The organism is Kangiella sp. (genome assembly GCF_014762745.1).
Classification (GTDB): domain Bacteria; phylum Pseudomonadota; class Gammaproteobacteria; order Enterobacterales; family Kangiellaceae; genus Kangiella.
Genome location: NZ_JABURJ010000141.1, coordinates 17,380 through 36,957 on the forward strand (window position 1 = coordinate 17,380; position 19,578 = coordinate 36,957).

Annotated in this window: 14 protein-coding genes and 1 riboswitch; of the genes, 6 read left to right on the plus strand and 8 right to left on the minus strand. The window is 47.0% G+C overall.

Annotated elements, in window-relative coordinates:
* Positions 1-30: 30 nt before the first annotated feature.
* Positions 31-1,398, plus strand: coding sequence for an MATE family efflux transporter (locus HUJ19_RS12555; RefSeq protein ID WP_290624600.1), 1,368 nt, complete (start codon positions 31-33; stop codon positions 1,396-1,398).
* An 8-nt stretch (positions 1,399-1,406) separates the two neighbouring features.
* On the opposite strand, the gene HUJ19_RS12560 is transcribed toward HUJ19_RS12555, so the two are convergent.
* Positions 1,407-2,786, minus strand: coding sequence for a Na+/H+ antiporter NhaC family protein (locus HUJ19_RS12560; protein WP_290624601.1), 1,380 nt, complete (start codon positions 2,784-2,786; stop codon positions 1,407-1,409).
* 32 nt (positions 2,787-2,818) lie between these two features.
* A riboswitch (SAM riboswitch) is annotated at positions 2,819-2,894 on the minus strand.
* Positions 2,895-2,953: 59 nt separating this feature from the next.
* Positions 2,954-3,427: a GNAT family N-acetyltransferase gene (locus HUJ19_RS12565; RefSeq protein ID WP_290624603.1), complete on the minus strand. Its 474-nt coding sequence runs from the start codon at positions 3,425-3,427 to the stop codon at positions 2,954-2,956.
* 144 nt (positions 3,428-3,571) lie between these two features.
* Between HUJ19_RS12565 and HUJ19_RS12570 the strand changes: the two genes are divergently transcribed.
* Positions 3,572-4,111 (plus strand): hypothetical protein, encoded by a 540-nt coding sequence (locus tag HUJ19_RS12570; protein WP_290624605.1) that lies wholly within the window; start codon positions 3,572-3,574, stop codon positions 4,109-4,111.
* Between the two features lie 125 nt (positions 4,112-4,236).
* Here the strand turns inward: HUJ19_RS12570 and HUJ19_RS12575 are convergent, their stop codons facing one another.
* Together HUJ19_RS12575 and HUJ19_RS12580 are read right to left on the minus strand one after the other, a co-directional pair.
* Positions 4,237-6,639 carry a zinc-dependent metalloprotease gene (locus tag HUJ19_RS12575; RefSeq protein WP_290624606.1) on the minus strand — a complete coding sequence of 801 codons (2,403 nt, stop codon included), beginning with the start codon at positions 6,637-6,639 and terminating at the stop codon, positions 4,237-4,239.
* Between the two features lie 43 nt (positions 6,640-6,682).
* Positions 6,683-9,217 (minus strand): M14 metallopeptidase family protein, encoded by a 2,535-nt coding sequence (locus HUJ19_RS12580; RefSeq protein WP_290624608.1) that lies wholly within the window; start codon positions 9,215-9,217, stop codon positions 6,683-6,685.
* Between the two features lie 116 nt (positions 9,218-9,333).
* Between HUJ19_RS12580 and nfuA the strand changes: the two genes are divergently transcribed.
* Positions 9,334-9,912, plus strand: coding sequence for a Fe-S biogenesis protein NfuA (nfuA, locus tag HUJ19_RS12585; RefSeq protein ID WP_290624610.1), 579 nt, complete (start codon positions 9,334-9,336; stop codon positions 9,910-9,912).
* Between the two features lie 223 nt (positions 9,913-10,135).
* Here nfuA and HUJ19_RS12590 read toward each other — a convergent pair whose 3' ends face one another.
* From HUJ19_RS12590 to glnE, 3 genes are all read right to left on the minus strand, one after another.
* Complete coding sequence (locus tag HUJ19_RS12590) at positions 10,136-11,518, minus strand: aspartate kinase (RefSeq protein WP_290624612.1); 1,383 nt, start codon at positions 11,516-11,518, stop codon at positions 10,136-10,138.
* Between the two features lie 71 nt (positions 11,519-11,589).
* Positions 11,590-11,784, minus strand: coding sequence for a zinc-finger domain-containing protein (locus HUJ19_RS12595; RefSeq protein WP_290624613.1), 195 nt, complete (start codon positions 11,782-11,784; stop codon positions 11,590-11,592).
* 32 nt (positions 11,785-11,816) lie between these two features.
* Positions 11,817-14,696: a bifunctional [glutamate--ammonia ligase]-adenylyl-L-tyrosine phosphorylase/[glutamate--ammonia-ligase] adenylyltransferase gene (glnE, locus tag HUJ19_RS12600; RefSeq protein WP_290624615.1), complete on the minus strand. Its 2,880-nt coding sequence runs from the start codon at positions 14,694-14,696 to the stop codon at positions 11,817-11,819.
* Between the two features lie 176 nt (positions 14,697-14,872).
* On the opposite strand from glnE, the gene HUJ19_RS12605 reads away from it, so the two are divergent.
* Genes HUJ19_RS12605 through HUJ19_RS12615 form a run of 3 tightly spaced genes read left to right on the plus strand, consistent with a single transcriptional unit; the run spans position 14,873 to position 17,743 of the window.
* Positions 14,873-15,460: a LemA family protein gene (locus HUJ19_RS12605; protein WP_290624617.1), complete on the plus strand. Its 588-nt coding sequence runs from the start codon at positions 14,873-14,875 to the stop codon at positions 15,458-15,460.
* Positions 15,461-15,498: 38 nt separating this feature from the next.
* Positions 15,499-17,439, plus strand: coding sequence for a M48 family metallopeptidase (locus HUJ19_RS12610; RefSeq protein WP_290624619.1), 1,941 nt, complete (start codon positions 15,499-15,501; stop codon positions 17,437-17,439).
* A gap of 34 nt (positions 17,440-17,473) precedes the next feature.
* Positions 17,474-17,743: a colicin immunity domain-containing protein gene (locus HUJ19_RS12615; protein WP_290624620.1), complete on the plus strand. Its 270-nt coding sequence runs from the start codon at positions 17,474-17,476 to the stop codon at positions 17,741-17,743.
* A gap of 327 nt (positions 17,744-18,070) precedes the next feature.
* On the opposite strand, the gene HUJ19_RS12620 is transcribed toward HUJ19_RS12615, so the two are convergent.
* Positions 18,071-19,567 (minus strand): CYTH and CHAD domain-containing protein, encoded by a 1,497-nt coding sequence (locus HUJ19_RS12620; RefSeq protein ID WP_290624621.1) that lies wholly within the window; start codon positions 19,565-19,567, stop codon positions 18,071-18,073.
* Between the last annotated feature and the right edge of the window lie 11 nt (positions 19,568-19,578).

Here is a 19,578-nt window from a genome sequence, read left to right on the forward strand (position 1 = left end):
GTCCTAGCCCTTTAAGCAATACCTGATACAATGCGCATCATAAAATGTTACTGCGCTCGGACATTCCTTTTGCTCAATAAAGACCGTTCACAACAAGTTCTCCAGATCTCTTTGCCGATTGTCGGTGGCATGATCTCGCAGAATATTTTGAATCTGGTCGATGCCGCCATGGTAGGTACTCAGGGGAGTGCTGCGATTGCAGCGGTAGGTATAGCGGGCTTCATCAATTTTATGGCGGTGGCCTTTTTTATTGGTTTTGCCGCAGGTGTTCAGGCCATGGTGTCGCGCCGCATGGGTGAAGGTCGCCAAAGCGAGGCCGCCTATCCGCTCAATGCCGCTTTATTAATCATTGGTCTATTGGCCCTGCCTACCAGTATTATTTTATTCTTTCTTGCCCCTGATATCCTAAGCTTGCTCAATAACGACCCTGAGCTATTGGAAGAGGGTATTCCTTATTTGCAGGCGCGCTTTGCTGGAATTTTAGCGATAGGACTGAACTTCAGTTATCGCAGTTACTGGAGCGCAATTAAGCAGACCGGCTATTACCTACGAACCCTCCTGATCATGCACTCGCTCAATATCGTGCTCAATTATGCGCTTATTTTTGGTAACTTTGGCATGCCTGAGCTGGGCACTTTGGGCGCAGGTATCGGCACCAGTATTTCCCTGGCCATGGGCTCAATTTACTACCATCTGCTGGCCACCAGACACACTAAGCAATTTGGTTACATGGAGCGCCTTGCCGCTTGGACCACCATTAAATCCATCTTCAGAATTTCTTTCCCATCTTCGATTCAGCAGTTGTTTTTCGCCGGTGGTTTTACCGCCCTGTTCTGGATCATTGGCCAGGTAGGCACTCACCAACTGGCTGCTGCAAACGCCATTACTAACGTCATGCTGGTGGCGATACTGCCCTGCATTGCCCTGGGAATTGGTGCTGCTACCATGGTCGGCCAGGCGCTGGGCAAGCAGGATCCTAATGATGCCTACCTGTGGGGCTGGGATGTTGCCAAGATGGCGCTGATTTTTGCTACCAGTCTGGCAGCCCTGTTCTTTATCTTTACCGACCCCATCATGGGCATCTTCCTCAAAGAACAGACAGCGCTCGAAATTGCTCACTGGCCATTCAAGCTGTCCGCGGGCATCATCATCATTGATGCGATGGGACTGGTGTTCCTCAATGCATTGAATGGCGCAGGCTACACCAAGCCGCCGATGTATGTGTCCCTGCTCTCTCAGTGGTTTATTTTCCTGCCGGTAGCCTGGTTGCTCGGCCCTTATTTTGGCTTTGGCCTGCTGACAATCTGGTTTGCCTACGCCGCCTACCGCGTGCTACAAACCGGTGCCTTTATCTGGTTATGGCAACGCAGAACCTGGGCCGATGCGGTTGTTGATTAAGCCCCGGCTTAGGACTCTTTTCGTAGCAGCAGACTCACCACCACAAGGGTAAGTAAAATCGGTAAGTACCAGGCATATTGCACAGGTGCCACCGGCGATATGCCAAAACTGGCACCCAGCAACAGGCATTGCGCTCCGTAAGGCAAAACTCCCTGCGTCGAACAGGCCCCGATATCCACCAGACTGGCACTTCGCTTCGCCTCAATGTTGCCCTGCTCGGCTAATGCTCTGGTCACCTTGCCGGTCAGAATAATGCTCACGGTGTTATTGGCGACCGCCAGGTTAGTGACAGCAGCGGTGCTTAAAACCGCCAGTTGCGCCCGCAGTTTTGATCGGCTTGCAGCAAATAACTGGCTGATTTTGCCCACCAGCCAACGTAATCCACCCTGCTGTTCAATCAAGGCACCAAGACCGCCAATCAACAACGACAGCAGAAAAATTTCCTGCATATTGCTAAAGCCCTGATAAATCGTCTGCGCAACCGAGGTTTCCACCGAAAAGCTTTCAGCAACCAGCCCAATAACAATACTGATGAGAATACCGATGGGCAGAATAATAAACACATTCAAGCCAGCTAACGCCAATAACACTATCGCTGCATAGGGGATCAATTTATAGAGTTCATAATCGGCAGCCTGTGCAGGTGACACTTCGGTAGGAATCAGAGTAAAACAGCCAATGGTTATAAGCGCCGCCGGAATGGCCCAACGCGCATTTTGCTTTAATTTATCGCCGACGGTTGCCCCCTGAGTTCGGGTTGCCGCAATCGAGGTATCCGAAATCACTGACAGATTATCACCAAAAATGGCACCACTCAGTAGAATGCCTGCGACTACCGCAGGCTCAAAGCCGGCTGTTTGTGACAGACCAAAACCAATCGGAGCCAACGCAGCCAGTGTTCCCATAGAAGTGCCCATGGCAAAAGAAACCAGCGCTGCTATGACGAATAAACCGGGCAGAACAAAGCCGGATGGAATCCAGTAAAGGCCAAAATTCACCACCGCATCAATCGCACCAATAACGCCGGTCAGCGCTGCGAAAGCACCTGCCAACAGATATATCAGGCACATGGCGATGATGTTGCTATCACCAATCCCCTTGAGCAGGATTGCCAGACGCTCCTCGAATGCCCCCCGCGCCAGAAACAGCGCCAGACCAATCGCTGGCAGGACAGCTACCGGAGCCGGAAGTTGATAAAAGGCGTAATCAACACCCTGCAAACTGTAATAAATACCCGCGCCGAGAAACAGCGCCAGAAAAAGTAACAAGGGCAATAACGCCAGCCATTGAGCAGACTCATGCTTAATCGCAGGAACAACAGAATCGGCAATGCCATTTGCAGGCGGGATTGATGAAAAATCTGGAGATGTAGCAAGCTTTTTGGACATAAATAACCTTCAAAAATAGCTTGCGGACGAAACAATAGGTTTCAGAGTCACTCTTTAGCGGAATTTTTAGTGCGCCCGCAAGCGGTACAAATCAGCGCAGGTGGCAACTATACCTCAGTCACCATGGAAGTCCAAACGTCTAAATGGATAATCGGTATAACGAAAAGTTATTTCAGCATTTTTGAAGCCATGTCCTGCTCTTTTACGCGCAGGAAGTAATAGTCGTACTTATAGTCCTTCTCAAAACCATAATCGCGATAGATCTTATGCAGTCGATGATTCTCCTTGCGGGTCGTCACCTCGATTCGAATCGCATCCGTTTCCTTACACAAATCTTTGGCTGCATTTAGCAAAGCCTCGGCGGTTTGCTTACGCCCAGTACCACCAAACACATAGAAGTCATTCAGGGTCCAGATTGGAGCCAGACCAATACTCGAATAGGAGGGATACAACTGGACAAAACCTGTCAGCTCATCGCCCTCATAGGATAGAAACATGGTCGAAGTCTTCTGTTCCAGCATCTGTCGCAAAAACTGCTCAATTTTCTGTGGCTCAGAGGGCTGTTTATAGCGCTGGCGGTAGCTGTCAAAGGCCGGCACAAGCTGTTCTAAGTCATTGATTTCACATGTTTTGATTTTCAAAGCAGTATCCTTATGCGATTTTTTTCAGGTATTCAGTAAGAATTCAGTTTACAAGCGGTAAAGTTGTGACTAATGAATGTTATTGAGCCTTGAGCGCCCAATATCCACTCAGTTGGTATTATAGTGAATCCTAAGGAGTTATCCATGAATAAAATGATAACCACAGCACTGATCATGACATTGGGCCTGGGCCTCTCGCAGGTTGGTTTTGCCAAAGAACACAAAGGCCCTCAGTCAAATAATGCACGCAATCATGCCTCGGTTGAAAAGCGTCATGATGCGAACCGTGTTGAGCAGCGCCACAACCGCGACAACCGCTTTGAACATCGTCGCGACGACCGCAGAGACGACAGATGGCGTGACCACAGACGTGATGATCGTAGAGACAACCATCGCCACAGCGACTCGCGTGGACATGACCGTCACTATGGATCGCACGACCGCTACCGCGACAACTATCATCCAAGACCGAAGCATCCGAATTATCGTGTGTACCATGATCGTTACTACCCACGATACAGAAGCTACCCGACAACGGTATATTACTTAGGTCAGGACTGGTACTACTACGGCGGTTATTACCACCCTTATCCACGTGGCCACATCCATACCCATTATTGTAGCCACCGTTACTGGGAACCGCTTGCAGTAGGCATCATCCTAGGTAGCGTACTCGGCTGGTAACACTTTCCCCCTGACCCTGGGCACTACCCCTTAGTGTTAACTCTTCCTCTCCTGAGCCCAGGGTCAGTTTTTCTGCAACAAAAAAGCGAGAATTGAAGCTCGCTTTTTTATTTCTGACTCGTTACCTAAGACCCTATCGGTGATCCCGGTGGGATTGGCAAAGTTTTCCCTTCTTCCTGAGGCTCAAAGTCCCCATTCAAATACTGCACAACCAAATCTTTCAACCAGGCGTAACGCACTGAGTTGCGTTTTGACTGAGTAGTCAACCATCCGTCTAACTTACCAATCTCATTATGCAGATGGGCTCTTACCTCTGGTGAAGCCTGTTGGTTAGATGCCACGCTCAATAGTTGCATCACGGTCAGATAATCAACACGCTGCTGAATCAACCCATTCAATCCTAATTGCTCCGGACTACGCAAAGTTGTAGTTAGTAGCTGAGTAACTGTCTCTTCCAGCCCCGGCAGTTCAGGAGTCTGTGCTTTTTGCTGCAATAGACGAGCCAATCTTTCAGGGTTTAGTAATAATTGCAGAGTATGTTTTGCTGAGGCTTCAGCCATAGAGACCGGATCAAGCGTTAATCCTGTATAGCCATTAAAGCTTTCACGATTTTTATAATAGCCATAAGCTTTTGGCGGAATGGCCTCCAGCACGGATGCGGGAACCGTCAATTGCTCAACCGAGAGAGTCGAGAGAAGTGCCCCGATTGCCTGCCTTTGCAGCCCATCTTCAACGGCACGGACGGGACGGTAAGTGTCGCCCTTCACGCTGTACTCATAATTGACGCCACCTACCAGCTTGACCGCAGCTTCAACCTGATAGCGATGGAACAGATAAAGTGGAACTAAAGTTTCAGCAAGCTCTGAATAAGGCATTCCATCAGCTAGATTATTATGACCAAATTTTGCCAATGCCAATTTGCGAACCTCTAACACTCTCGTTAGTTCAGCTGCGGCGTTTTGCCCATTGTCCCACAGGTGTGCTGAAGGGTGAGCACCACTTGCAGGACGCGCATCGGCATCAGAAATAAACAGTAACCCTTTGGCACTGTAGTCTCTTACAATTTTACGCAGAGCTTCTTCTTCGTTCTCTTCCTCAATCTCAGAATAGCCATAGCGCACCGCTTCAATATCCCACTTACCAATCCCTTCGGCATAAGCACCTTTTAAACTAACTTTCTTACCGTCAACAGTCTCTCCCTCAAGGGTAACTAACGGATGTGGGTAATCCATTACTGAAGCACGATTGTTGGCGCTTGCAGCAAAGTTATGAGCAATACCTAAGGTATGACCAACTTCGTGCGCCGACAGCTGACGAATCCGCGCCAATGCCATATCCATTGCCGCCTGCTTATCGCTCTCTTTGCCATAAACGCCCGTCAACGCATTGGCAATCAAGAGATCCTGACGAACACGTAACGAACCAAGAGTGACATGGCCTTTGATAATCTCACCAGTACGTGGATCAGCCATTGCCATACCATAAGACCAGCCGCGAGTCGCACGATGCACCCATTGAATCACGTTGTAGCGCACATCCATCGGGTCGGCATCAGCAGGCAAGTCTCGAACTTCATAGGCACCTTCCAGACCAACTGCAGCAAACGCCTGCTCCCACCAGCGAGCACCTTCTAGTAAGGCGGTTCGAACGGGTTCAGGCGCTCCGGGATCAAGGTAATAAACAATCGGCTTTATATTGCCATCTTTATCGCGCTCAATGCGATGGCGATAAATCAATTTCTTTTCAATCGGCTGATCAATGGGTGATGCGTAGTCAGCATAGGTTAATTCAAAGAATCCGCTTTTCGGATGGAAAACACGAGGCTGATAATTATCATCCGGCAATGCCACAAAAGATACATGCTGATGAACAGTAATGGCCTCAGGGGTTGGCACCACCTGTTTTACATAATTACCCGCAGCAGAACCCTGAAAGGTCAGCACACTTTCGAACAGAGTATTCTTCGGAAAGTTTTTAACTTTATCAACCACCAGTGCAGAACGACTACCATCAATACTAAAGCTGCCCTGATTGGTTGCTTTCAGCCGCTCGCTGACACCATGCAAATCCTGTTGCAGGAAAGCCGTTAAGTCGATGAGATAACGATTACCCGAACGAGCATCAATCTCAAAACCATGTAACACCGAGCTGGCAAATGCTTCATTAACCGAATTTTTTTCTGCCTGATTATCGGTATCAGCACGATAACGAGTGTTCAGGTGCTTGAGGAAAATTTTATTGCCATAACGCTCAAACTGAACCAGGCGCGACTCGCCCAATTGCCCTCGGTCAAGGCCGATATCGTTCGAGCCGATACCAAAAGGTAAGCCGGTGTACATGATAAAAGGCTGTTCGAATTTATTGACCTCAAGCCACACCTTGCCTTCGTTGCTACTAACGTAGATCGGCATAAAGCCATTAACGCGACGACTTTTATTTTCGATTTCAGACCAGCTTGCAGCGTTAGCGGTTATCATCACCGCCAACAAGCAAACTCCCCCAATCAGACCTTGAACAGCTTTTAACATGGGCTTATTTCCCTACCTGATAAAAAAACGTTTAATTAAATTCTTATAGCGCCTTATTAAAATACAAACTATTGATGTACGGGCGCATCGAGCCTAGCCAGTAACCTCGGAAGTTAGGGTTATCACTAAACATAATGATACTGCCACGCCCGAACCTTTGTGCCAAGATTGCCGGCGTATTTTTAATGCGATCCACATTGGTTTGTGACGAATACCCCGCAATCAGCGGACTTTCGGTATAAGAAGCCACCGTAACAAAATCCTTTGTTGCTGGTTTAAAGACCATGGTCCCAGCCTTGGTGAAAGCCAGTTTGTCCAGCTCAAGACCAAAAGCCAGCGGATGACTGTTATCCAGATCTGCTTCATATATGGCACCGCCAATGATATGTTCAGCTCGTGCATCGTCTCGCTCCGAAAATGGTCGCTGCTGATTCTCTGATACTTCGGGTTCCAATAACTCGAACTCCACCAGCCCCTGTTCGACCAACCATTGGTTAGCACCACGCGAAGCAACAATTGAGCCACCCTTACTCAGCCATGATTTAAGGTATTCCAGTTCTTCTGGTTCAAGTGCTGGGTAACGGCCACTGACCATTAATAGATGAGTGTAATCTGATAAATCAATCTCACCCAGATGTTTGCCATACTGCATGGAAACCGGCAATTCCAGGCGCGTATCCAGCAAGTGCCAGACCTCACCTGCTTCATAAGAATAAACACCATCACCAATCAACAATAATGGTTTAGGTATCTCCAGATCGCTCACATTGGGACTACCCAGATCAGCACCCTGCCCGCTATAACCTGAGTCAACGCCATAAACGGTTAGCTCCAGATCTGACAACTTATTATTGACCTGCTCGATCAGCGCATCACGCTCAGCCGCTTCTGCTGGTAGAGGCACGGTAAAGGTACCTGCCATAAATTCATGCGGCTCACCATTAACCGGTAAACTTGAGCCCTTTTCCAATAGCTTCACGTCAATGTCAGCACCGAGCAGTCGTGTCAATGCGGTGGCCGCACGGAAGTCCTGCCATTCCACTAATAATGCCACCGGACTATCACTACCGACATAAGCACTACCTGAGGCAAGCTCAACGGATTCGAGCGGCAATCTCTGCAACTCATCTTTATTTAAATGGTGATAGTCCAGATTGAAGGCTAACGGGAAAGTCCAGGCCGACACGTCATAAAAGGTGTTGTCAGTAAACTCGGTGCGGGTTTCAAACATCGCTTTGATCAGGCCATACTGTTGCTGTTTGAAATTGACCACATAAGAAGTTTTCGCCGGCCACTCTCTGCCTGCGATTTTTCTAGGACCTTCGAGCTGCTGCACGTCAATTTGATGACTGTTTAGAATGCGTAGAAACTCTTTGATACGGCCCCGATCGTTAGAACTGAAAATCACACCTTTTTCCAGATCCCGGCTGGCTTTGGCTGGCCACTGCTGGTAAAAATCTCTTTGATACTCAAGTAGCTCATCACCCAACTCAAGTCCTGCTTGCAAGGTAGAAAAAGAAGTAGCCACCTGATTGCGAATTGAGAACGGAAAACTGACATCGCCATTCACCGACTCCTGCAAGTGGCCGCGCGAACTGGCCTGCTCAAACAGAATGCCTACCCCGCCATTAATATCCGGGAAAGTTGAGCCTTTACCATAATAGAAGTCATCAAAGCTTTCCTGGCTGTAATAGCGTGAACCAATCGCATCCAGTGCTTTGGCGTGATAGCGACCAACTTTTTCAGTTAGCTCAAAATTTAATTCAGACGTTAATGGATTCTGGCGAGTTGGCACACCAGGCTGGAAGAAGAAAGTAGAGTTGGTTCCCATCTCATGAAAATCACCCACAATGTGCGGACGCCACTCATAAAAGTGCTTCACTCGCGCCTGGCTTTCTGGATGTTGCAACAGCAACCAATCACGGTTCAAATCAAACCAATAATGATTGGTACGACCGCGTGGCCAGGCTTCATTGTGCTCAATCGACTCTGAATCTGCGACTAGCTGCTTGCCTTTATAGCGATTAGCCCAACCTGCAAAGCGATCCATCCCATCGGGATTCAGCATCGGATCAATCATAACGATTGTGTTTGCCAATAACTCCTGAACCCACACTTCTTCAGAAGCCGCTAAACGATAGGCTACCAACATAGCCGCATTAGTACCACTCGGCTCATTGCCATGCACTGAATAACCGAGCCAGATAATGGCAGGCCCTTGATACTCAGTTAAGTTTTTACGCTGCTCTTTAATCTCATCCAGACGCACCAGATTCTCAGGCGATGAAATATAAGCAGTGATCAGAGGACGATTTTCATGAGTACGCCCTATTTCAGCAAGGTTCACACGCTTAGAGCTTTCTGCTAAAGCCTTAAAGAACGAAACCGATTGGTCAGGGCGAACATGCCACTCACCGACAGGATTGCCAAGCACTTGATTCGGCGTTGTCACACCGTCAATAAAATCAATATCTTGGTTAAAGTAATAGTTAAAAGACGTCTCATTGTTCTGAGACAGGGCAGCCTGTGAAAGACAGGCAGAAACAGCAAAAAGAGTAGCAAGCAGTAAATGTTTCATAAGACTGAGTTTTTCGTGGTTTTCTCCATTCTATAGGTTGTAAATTTAGCTGCAAGCCCAATCATAGGTTATAATAAAACCCATCAAAGCAACATGCTGAGGCATTGAACGTTATTATGATTACTATTTCAGAAGCTGCTCAAGAGCATTTTCGCCGTTTATTAGCCGGTCAGGAAGAGCCTGATACCGGCATTCGTGTATTTGTGGTCAACCCAGGCACCAGCCACGCAGAGTGTGGCGTTTCCTACTGCCCACCAGATGCTGTCGAAGACACCGACACAGAATTGAAGTTTGATGGATTTTCAGCCTTTGTCGACGAAGATAGCGCTCCTTATTTAGAAGAGGCCGAAATCGACTACTCGAAAGAACAAACCGGTGGTCAATTAACGCTGAAAGCACCCAACGCAAAAGCACGCAAAGTTGATGACGACGCGCCAGCTTCGGATCGCATTCGTTATTACCTAGAATCAGAAATCAATCCAGAGCTCGCCAACCACGGCGGCCAGGTATCACTGGTTGAATTCACCCAAAGTGGTATTGCCGTGCTTCAGTTTGGCGGCGGTTGCCAAGGTTGCGGCATGGTCGACGTCACCTTGAAAGAAGGTATCGAAAAAACTCTGATTGAGCGTGTTCCAGAAGTCAAAGGCGTTAAAGACGTCACCGAACACGCAGAAGGTGAGAATCCTTATTACTAAATTAATAATGTCAGAGTTTTAAAAGAAAAGGCGCTTTAAGCGCCTTTTTTGTACCTATACGCTTGTAGGGTACCCCTAGGGCAGGACCTGCGTCGTGACGCACCGCTCTACTTATAGGATGGTTAGGCGTAAGCCGTAACCCATCACAACTGTTGATATTTTGTTGGGTTACGAGGCAAAGCCTCTAACCCAACCTATAACGTCCTTATAGTCAAATTCAATTTCATTTAATCAAACTATCATGCAGTAGTTGCAATACTTTTAAAGCATCATCATCGTTCACTAAAAATGATAAATGATGATCGCCAGTGGCATGGCTGAGTAGTAACCATTGCTCAGGAAGATCGGCATCAATTTGTAATAAGTGCCATAGTGCCTGGCTTGCTTCACAGCCAATTAGGGTGAGCATAGCGCTGTGTGAAGTGAAAACGCTACGGCATACTTCGGCTAATTTCTCAGACAGTTTCTGCAAAATAGAATCTGAATAAATACTGTTGTTGGTTTCTATCGCCATAACCAATGAGTTTTTGGTTGAGGCCATTAACTCACTGCTCAAACCAAACGCATTAATTATGGTGAATACTTTTTTCAGCGTATCTGGCTGTTGCCCGCGACGACCTAACTGCAAAGTTATAATCGGAATGTTTTGTTTCAAAGCAATCGCTTTAACCCAGTTAGAGGGCTCGTAGTCGCTGGTGATCAGCGTGCCTGATTCATCGGGTTTATGGGTATTACGAATTTCGATGGGAATATTGTAGGCCATAACCGCGCTTAGGCATCTTGGATGCAGCACTTTTGCGCCAGATTCGGCCATGTCGAAAGCTTCGTTATAGCTAATCGTTTCCAGCTTTTTAGCACTACTGATTTTGTTTGGGTCGGTGCTGAACATGCCTGCTACATCGGTCCAGATTTCCAATTTATCGGCCTGCAACAAGGCTGCAAAATAGGCAGCGGAAGTATCCGAACCTTCGCGTCCCAGCAGTACCGTCTGCCCGTCTTCGTTTGAAGCTATGAATCCCTGACTCAATATCACATCAGCGTCATTGGCCCATTGATTGGCCAGTTCCTGATTCGGTCTTGGGTGACAGACAGCGTTTAAGAATCGATCATTTTCATTTTGATGATGATTAGATTCTGAGGTTAATATCTGACGCGCATCCAACCATTGGACGCTATAACTATCACCAAAAACCTTGCGTAAAAATTCCGCGCCTAGAACTGAAGATAACAGTTCTCCATGCGACACGACCTGCGCTCGGTCCATTGCGGTCAGTTTTTCTTTATGGCGAATATCAGCGATAGCGATTTGCAGTGAGTCAAACCAGGGATCAAGCAAGGTCGCATCGACTTCCAGTTCATGCGCCATTGCTTTGTGTTTGTTCAGGAGTTCATTTAAAGCATCATCACTTTGATCTGTAACTGCCAGCTGAGCTATTGCTTCCAGCTCATTGGTAACATTCTTAAATGCCGAATGAATGACGGCCACTTTTTTGCCATTCTCAATATTACTTTTAACAATCGAGGCGATGTTGTCCCAGTCGGTTTGACTGGAAACACTGGAGCCGCCAAATTTTAATACCACCCAGGAATGTGTTTGGTTTGTCATGATTTATCCAATGAATCGTTTTTTATACATTTATTGAAGTTAGTATTGAAAGTCAGTATTGAAGGTCAATGTTATTCGATAAGCTGGTAACGATTGCCGCAGTATGGACAACTGGCACGGCCTTCTTTGTCAAACGCCATGAATACACGCGGATGCTGATTCCATAAAGTCTGATCAGGCATTGGGCAATGCAATGGTAAATCACTGTCTTTCACCTTAATCACTTCCTGCTTTTTAACAGACTGCTTGGTCACCTGCTCACTCATAACCGGCTCCTATGCTTGGTTCTTTTCTCTGTTCATTCTACATCGCTGTATTTAAATGTCGATTGCCACAACTCAACGATTGCCTGGCGCTGCTCGCTTAGTTCTTCTTTGGGAAGTAATGCTGGCTGATTCTGCAAAGCTCTGGCATTGGCTATATCCCGCAACAGACGATAGTTTTCCATCATGCAGTCACGAGTCTCTTTTTCCAGCAGACCTTTTTCAGACAATAGCTGCAACCAGTCAACATTGTTAAAAGGTAATTCTTTAACTGAACACTGTTCAAGCAGTTGTTTCGAATATTTCAGCGCCCAGAACTGCACCAGAAATTCTATATCAACCAGGCCGCCATGGCCTTGCTTAATATCCCAAAGTCGTGCATCTGTCTTATCAAGATTATCACGCATCTTTTGCCGCATCTCAGTAACGTCTTTTGATAACTGATCACGTTTATCACAGCTCAGGACTTTGTTGCGTAACTCCAGATAACTGTCTTTCAAGCTGATATCCCCAGCGACTGGTCGCGCTCTAACCAATGCCTGATGTTCCCAGGTCCAGGCCTCGCCAAGCTGATACTTTTCAAAAGCATCAATATGGCTGACCAGCATGCCAGCCCTGCCTGATGGACGTAAGCGGGTATCCACTTCGTACATGATACCCTGCTGAGTTCGAGTACCCAGATAATGCACCAGACGCTGCGCCAGTCTGGTATAAAACTGATGCAACTCCAGTGGCTTACCCTGCTCTCCAGTAGTCTGGGTCATGGCATCAGGTTCTCCCTGATATAAAAACACCAGATCCAGATCTGAGCCATAACCCAGTTCATCACCACCGAGTTTGCCATAACCCAACACTAAAAAATCAGTCACCAGCTCGCCAGCATCCTGCCGCGGTTTGCCATGCTTTGCTGTCAGCTCATTCCAGGCCAGCTGCAGCAGATATTCCATAATCACTTCAGCAAGATCGGTCAGTTGTTGCGACACTTCGCTGATATCAAAGCGACGAGTTAGATCGCCGGCAGCAATTTTAAACTGACTGGACTGCTTGAAGCGACTTAACGCCAAAAGCTGCTCTTCAGTCTGATTCATTTCGATGCGCATCATGGCCTGTTGCAACTGATTGGCCAGATTGTCTTTGCTTAACTGCTTGCCGAAATTACTGGGGAACAGGAGTTCGTCCAGCAGCGAAGGGTAAATCGCTAACTGACGCGCCAACCAGCTGGAGCGAGAAACTAGTTGCACCAGAAATTCTAATACCGGAATATTCTCAGCGAGCATTTCGAAATAGGCTGTTCTTCGACCAATACCCTGCAATACTTCCAAACTCCGGAGCAGGGTTTTATCCGTATCTTTCTGCTTGCTGGCCTGAATGACCAAATGAGGAAGAAGCTGCTCCAGGCGGGCAAAACCTCTGGCACCAATTTTACGCTCGGAAAACTCCTGCCTGAAATTTTGCAGTTCCTTTAGCGTGTCTTCGTATAAATGGTACTGCTCTAAAATTTTTGTTTGTTGTGCGCTATCAAGCTGTCCCTGCAATAGCTGCTCAAGAACCGGAATGGCATCATTATGGCCACGCTCATCTTTAGGGTCATGAAATAATCCCTTAAAGAATTCAGACACCAGCTGCTGATGTTGCTCCAAATCTTTTTCGACAGCTGCCCAGTCTGGATAGCCCATGAGCAGTGCAATTTTTTGCTGCTCTTCGTCGCTATCAGGCAGATCTTGAGTTTGCTTATCGGCATGAATTTGCAGGCTATTTTCCAGCTTGCGCAGAAACTCGTAGGCACTTTTCAGCCCGGTTGCATCCTGCTCTTTGAGCAAACCCTGTTGCACCAGGGCTTCGAGAGCCTGCCACCAGTTTTTGGCCTGTAACTGTGGATGACGACCGCCGCTGATAAGCTGCAAACTTTGTACAATAAACTCCAGCTCACGAATGCCACCGTCACCGAGTTTGATGTTGTTCTGCGCATCTTTGCGCAGCAGTTCGGCAGTGATTTTCTGCTTTAACTGACGAATCGACTCCAGCACACTAAAATCAATATAACGCCTGAAACTAAAGGGCCGAATAATATTGACCAGCTGTTCGCGGAAATGCGGATGAGCCTGCAAAATTCGAGCCTTAATCATGGCAAAGCGCTCCCACTCACGTCCCTGCTCCAGATAGTAATCCTGCAATGCATTAAAGTTAGCGACCAGCGCACCACTTTGTCCATAAGGCCGTAAACGCATATCAACGCGATAGACAAAGCCATCCGCAGTATTATCCGATAACAGACTGATCAGCTTCTGGCCATGACGCATGAAAAACATCTGATTCTCAATCGACTTACGCTGACCCTCACCAATCCGCGTCTCACCATCTTCCGGAAACCCGAAAATCAGATCCACATCCGAGGAAAAATTGAGCTCTTCACCACCCAGCTTGCCCATCGCCAATACCAGCAAGTGTTGCTCTTCCCCGGTTGCCGAAACCGGCACGCCATACTGCTGGCAGGTTTGATAATAACTCCAGTCCTGCGCACAGTTGATCAGCTGTTCAGCCAGCACCGATTGCAGATAACAGATTTGACGAATCGGCAGCTGTTGCAGAATATCCGCCACCGCAATCTGCATCGACCAATAATGGCGTTGATGGCGCAAAAACTGCTTCACTTCATATTCTGGCCAATTGACGTCCAGCTTTTCCTGAATACTCAAAATATTGGCAGACAGATTGCTCAAGTCAGCAGCCAAAGCCTCCACCAACCATTGTGGCTGGCGTTTCGCCCACTGAAACAGATAGTCGCTACCAGATAACACCCTTGCTACCTGCTCCATATCGCCAGAATAGGCCGTGCCCAGAGCTTCCAGCCATTGCGACTTTCTTTGCTCTGCTTCAGATTGTAGGGATTCCGGAATTGGTGCTATCTGCATCATGGATGATTCAACTTTTCATGTGATTACTGACTTTGCGCCAGTTATGCTAACGTATCTGTGCCGATTTAAGCTATTGATGTTGTACGATTTATTACATTTTAATGCAAACTAATAATTTATCACCCAGACAAACATTGATAGGATAGGTCGATAACAATGAATAAGGAGCATCTTAAATGGGTACTATCATCACTTTAGTCGTCATCGTCGCGTTAATCCTGTTTGTCGTCGGGATTTACAATAAGCTGGTCAGTCTACGCAATCGCTTTAAAAATGCCTACGCGCAAATCGACGTCCAACTTAACCGTCGTTATGACCTTATCCCCAATCTGGTTGAAACAGCCAAAGGCTACATGAAACATGAGCGCGAAACTCTGGAAGCGGTCATTAACGCCCGTAATACAGCAGTTTCAGCCAATCAGGCCGCAGCCGACCACCCTGAAGATCCGAATGCCATCAAGAATCTTAATCATGCTGAAGGTCAATTAACCGGTGCATTGGGTCGTTTATTCGCCTTGTCCGAAAACTACCCGGATCTGAAAGCCAACCAGAATATGGCTCAATTGATGGAAGAATTAAGCACCACCGAGAACAAAATTGCATTCGCGCGCCAAGCCTATAACGACGCTGTCATGCAGTACAACACCTATCGCGAGCAGGTGCCAAATAATTTTATTGCTAACCCATTTGGCTTCCAGGAAGCAGAATTGTTTGAAGCTGAAGATGAGCAGGTCAGAGAAAACGTTAAAGTTTCTTTTGATTAAGCCTTAAGTTTTTCATCAACCGATAAGCAATAACAAGAATGGATTTTTTTGAGCATCAAGAAGTAGCCAGGAAGAAAACCCGGCTACTTGTCTTTTACTTTCTGATGGCTGTGATTTTAATTGTCGCAGCCCTTAATTTTATTGGTTTCCTACTGATCCGGTCACAGTCACCACCAGAAGATCTGTTCACTGTTAGTGACTGGTTTCAGCACTCCTGGTTTTATGCCGTGACTATTGGCACCCTGCTGTTGATTCTGCTCGGCTCCCTGTTCCGTTGGTTTCAGCTGAGCGCAGGTGGCAAAGCCGTAGCTTCGATGGTCAATGCCCGCGAGATCCTGCCAGATACCAATGACATGCTGGAAAGACGCCTGCTCAATGTAGTGGAAGAAATGTCCATCGCCTCCGGCACCTCGGTTCCGACGGTCTACGTCATGGACGAAGAAGATTCGATAAATGCCTTTGTAGCAGGTCTCGAAACCAGTGATACAATTTTAGTGGTAACACGCGGCGCGCTTGAAAATCTGACTCGTCAGGAACTACAGGGCGTAGTAGCTCATGAATTTAGCCATATTTTCAACTCGGATATGCGTATCAATGTGCGCCTGATCGCTATTCTGGCCGGCATACTGCTAGTGGGTCAGGCAGGCTATTTTGTCATGCGCTACATTCGATACGGCAATATTCGTAGCAGCAATAAAGAAAGTGGCGGTGCCGTAGTAGCCGTTTTTGTGATTGGCCTGTCGCTATTCGTCATTGGCTACATTGGTCTCTTCTTTGGTCGACTTATTAAAGCTGCTATTTCTCGCCAACGTGAATTTCTGGCGGATGCTTCTGCGGTGCAGTATGCACGCGATAACGAAGGTCTGGCCGGTGCCTTTATAAAAATAAAGCAACAGGGCTCCTTACTAAAAAATTCACACGCCGAAGAAACCAGTCACATGTGTATTTCCGAGCCAATCAAGCTCAACTTAAGCGGCCTTGCCTCGCACCCTCCGATTGAAAAGCGGCTGACCGCCATCATGCCTGGATGGCGTAATCTAGCCAAACAGATTGAAGAAAAGCGGTTACGTGAAATGGCACAGCAGCAAGAACACGCCCATATCGAGCTGGAAAAAGAAGCCAAGCCGGCGATGGATTTTGGCTTTGACGCCATTGTAGAAACCATTGGCCAACCAACAACCTTGCATCAACATGCAGCGGGCGCTTTATTGTTGGCTTTACCCGAAGTGATTCGTCAGGCAGCCCATAGCCATCACTCTAACAATCACGCCATGCATCTGGCCCTCGCTTTATTGTTAAGCGATGATCACCAAGTATCCGAACCGGTATTGAATTTAATTGCTGAGAAAACCAGTCAGAAAGACGCTGACCAGGTTCTGGAGTTAGCCCAACATATTACTAAAGACCAAAGGCACCTACGTCTAGCCATTCTGGACATCTCCGTTCCTAGTCTACGACGCTTGAGTACCGCGGAACGCAAAGGCTTTCTAAGCTTATTACGCCAGGCCATTCATCTGGATAGTCACATTTCAGAATTTGAGTATGTGCTGTATTCAATCCTGCAAAAAAATCTTAGCGATAGTAGACAGCCTCCAAGCAACACCATCAAGAGTTTCAACCCGGTAGCACAAGAGATACAAATTATTCTTTCAGCCACGGTACACAGCACAGGGCAAAGCGAGGAAGAAAAACAAGCGCTGTACTTAAAACTGATACAACCTTTTGTTAAAGAACCGCAAGCACTGCTTGAAAAGAAATTTGATGCCGAATCTTTTCATCAGGCATTGAAACGCCTCAATCAGTTAACCCCAATGCTGAAGAAACCTCTGATTCAAGCGCTTGAAGACGCCGTATCCTACGATGGCAAAATCCATCCACAGGAAATCGAACTACTCCGCGCCATCGCCGAATGCCTGAACTGCCCGATCCCACCGATGCTGGAGCAGGCGCAGCAAGAACTAGCGAAAGAGAAGGCGTAAAACTCAACCATAACTGAATTATAGCCTTTAAAAGATGAGTACTACTATTTTAGCCTTAGCAAAATTATTTCAATCTGGCAGATTAAGTGCTGATGAGTTCTCAAATACATATATGGAACTTTGGAAGTTTGAAGGCAAAGAAGGAATATTAAGTAATGATGATGACCTTTTAAGTGAATGTCTATCTAGTATTTTTTGTTTGGCTGATTTGTACAATTCAAGCATCACTCGTAAAAGTTTCGAATTAAATGAAGCTCAGCTTAGAGAAAGAATTACAGGTTTATTACAAACTTTAAACGAGTAGCATTCATAGCATTATAGGATGGGTTATAACCCATCAGAACCTCGAATACACTTCCTACTTGATATCAAAAGTCACTGGATTATGAAATACATCCGTATATTTCACCAAAGGCCAGCTCCGCTGTTCAAAATCGCTCCCTACGGTTTTTTCCGCGGTGAGCGACAGAAGGAAGTGCCCTTGGGGCCGCGGTATGACAAGCCCAGCCCGTATGTAGTCATTGCGAGGAATAAGGTCGGCTTTATCGATCGAATGACGAAGCAATCTCGATAAATTTATTTCAAAGCTTAACCAGATTGCCGCGTCGCTGTCGCTCCTCGCAATGACAGCCTAATTCCAATACGGGTTTTCTTCCAAAGCTCTGGTGCGCATGGTGACGAGTGCTTCGAGGATGTCTTTTTCGGTGCGTTCGAGGCGTTCATCAATACGGTCTTCCGTTTTTAAGGCGCGGCGAATAAATTCGAGCTGTTTAAAGAGTTCGATGCTGGCGACGAGGTCGACCCATCTTTGGCGATAGGCTTTGCGTTTTTTGTTTTCGAACAGGCTGCCGAAGAAGAGGCCGATATCTAAAGTACGGTACATTCTTGGCAGATAGGCGAGGTAGTCGTTTTCGGTCAGTTCGCCTTTGCCGGTTAAGTGGCGTTTGATATCAAAAAGTTGATGCTGTAACTGACGAATGGCGAATGGGAAAATTTCTTTTTTCAGTCGTTGTCCGCCGCCTTCTTTGAAAGCCAGGCGCCATTCTTTAAGGTATAGCCAGCGCGAAAAGTGCAGCAATTTGAGGTTGTAGGATGCGGATTTCAGATATTCGGTAAACTGGCTGCCTTCGCGCTTAAAAGCTCTTCTTAATCCCTTTTCAAAGTCTGACAGTTCTTCATAAGTGAAGCCGTAAAGCTTGCCGTTGTTAAGCCAGTTAATTTCCTGGGCGACTTTAAGCAGCTTGGCGAAATTTTTGGTAATTTCTCGCCAGTCGCTGCGCAGACTACTGAGAGCATGGCGAGGGATCATGGGGGCGAATACCGAATACATGTGCTGCATGAACATCAGTGCACGATTCAGTTGCAACACATTATCTATCGTGACTTCGCGTTTAATTTGCTTGATGTAATGTTGCCAATGGCCAAGACCGGTATGTGCGATAGTTTCAAAGGCCGCTTCAGCTGATGATTTAGCGGTTAACTCAACCACTCTGAGCTGTCTTAAATAAGGCGATGGCTTCTGGCACAGAGTGTAGCCGCGCTCGGCTTTGCTTTCGCTATCGAGCACCAGATCAAATTTTTCGATTAATTCCTGACATAGACTGAATAAAATCGCTGGCTCACCCTCTTTGAGCTCCAGCTCAACTTCGCAGATATCTTTCTTTTCTTCTTTACAACGAATAGAGCCAACATCCAGCGCGATTTCGATCTGGCTGTCGCCCTCTGTTACGAAGATCTGGCGTCTTAAAAAGTCAGTATTAAAGGCAGGTTGTACTGGGCCATCTTCTTCTTCCGCCTCTTCCAACAGAATCATTAAATAGGGTTCAGCAACCGCCTGTAGGTCTAATTGATTAGAAGGGAGTTCGATCTCAGATTCATTGCGTTGAAACAAGCCGCCGACCACTCGACCGGCAGATTTAACAGATTGAATGAATTTATCACCGTCTCGACGGATTCTCAGCCCGATTTCCATCTCTCTGAGTTTGTGGTTCTCGGTGTCGAAATAGGTGTTGGCCAGCTGCTTTTCCTGCCACTCACTGCTCTCCGAGAATCGTTCGCTAACCCATTGTTTTATATCACTAATCTTGTCGGGCGTCGCTGATAGTTTTATTTCTATTTCGATCGACATGCCTTATGTTC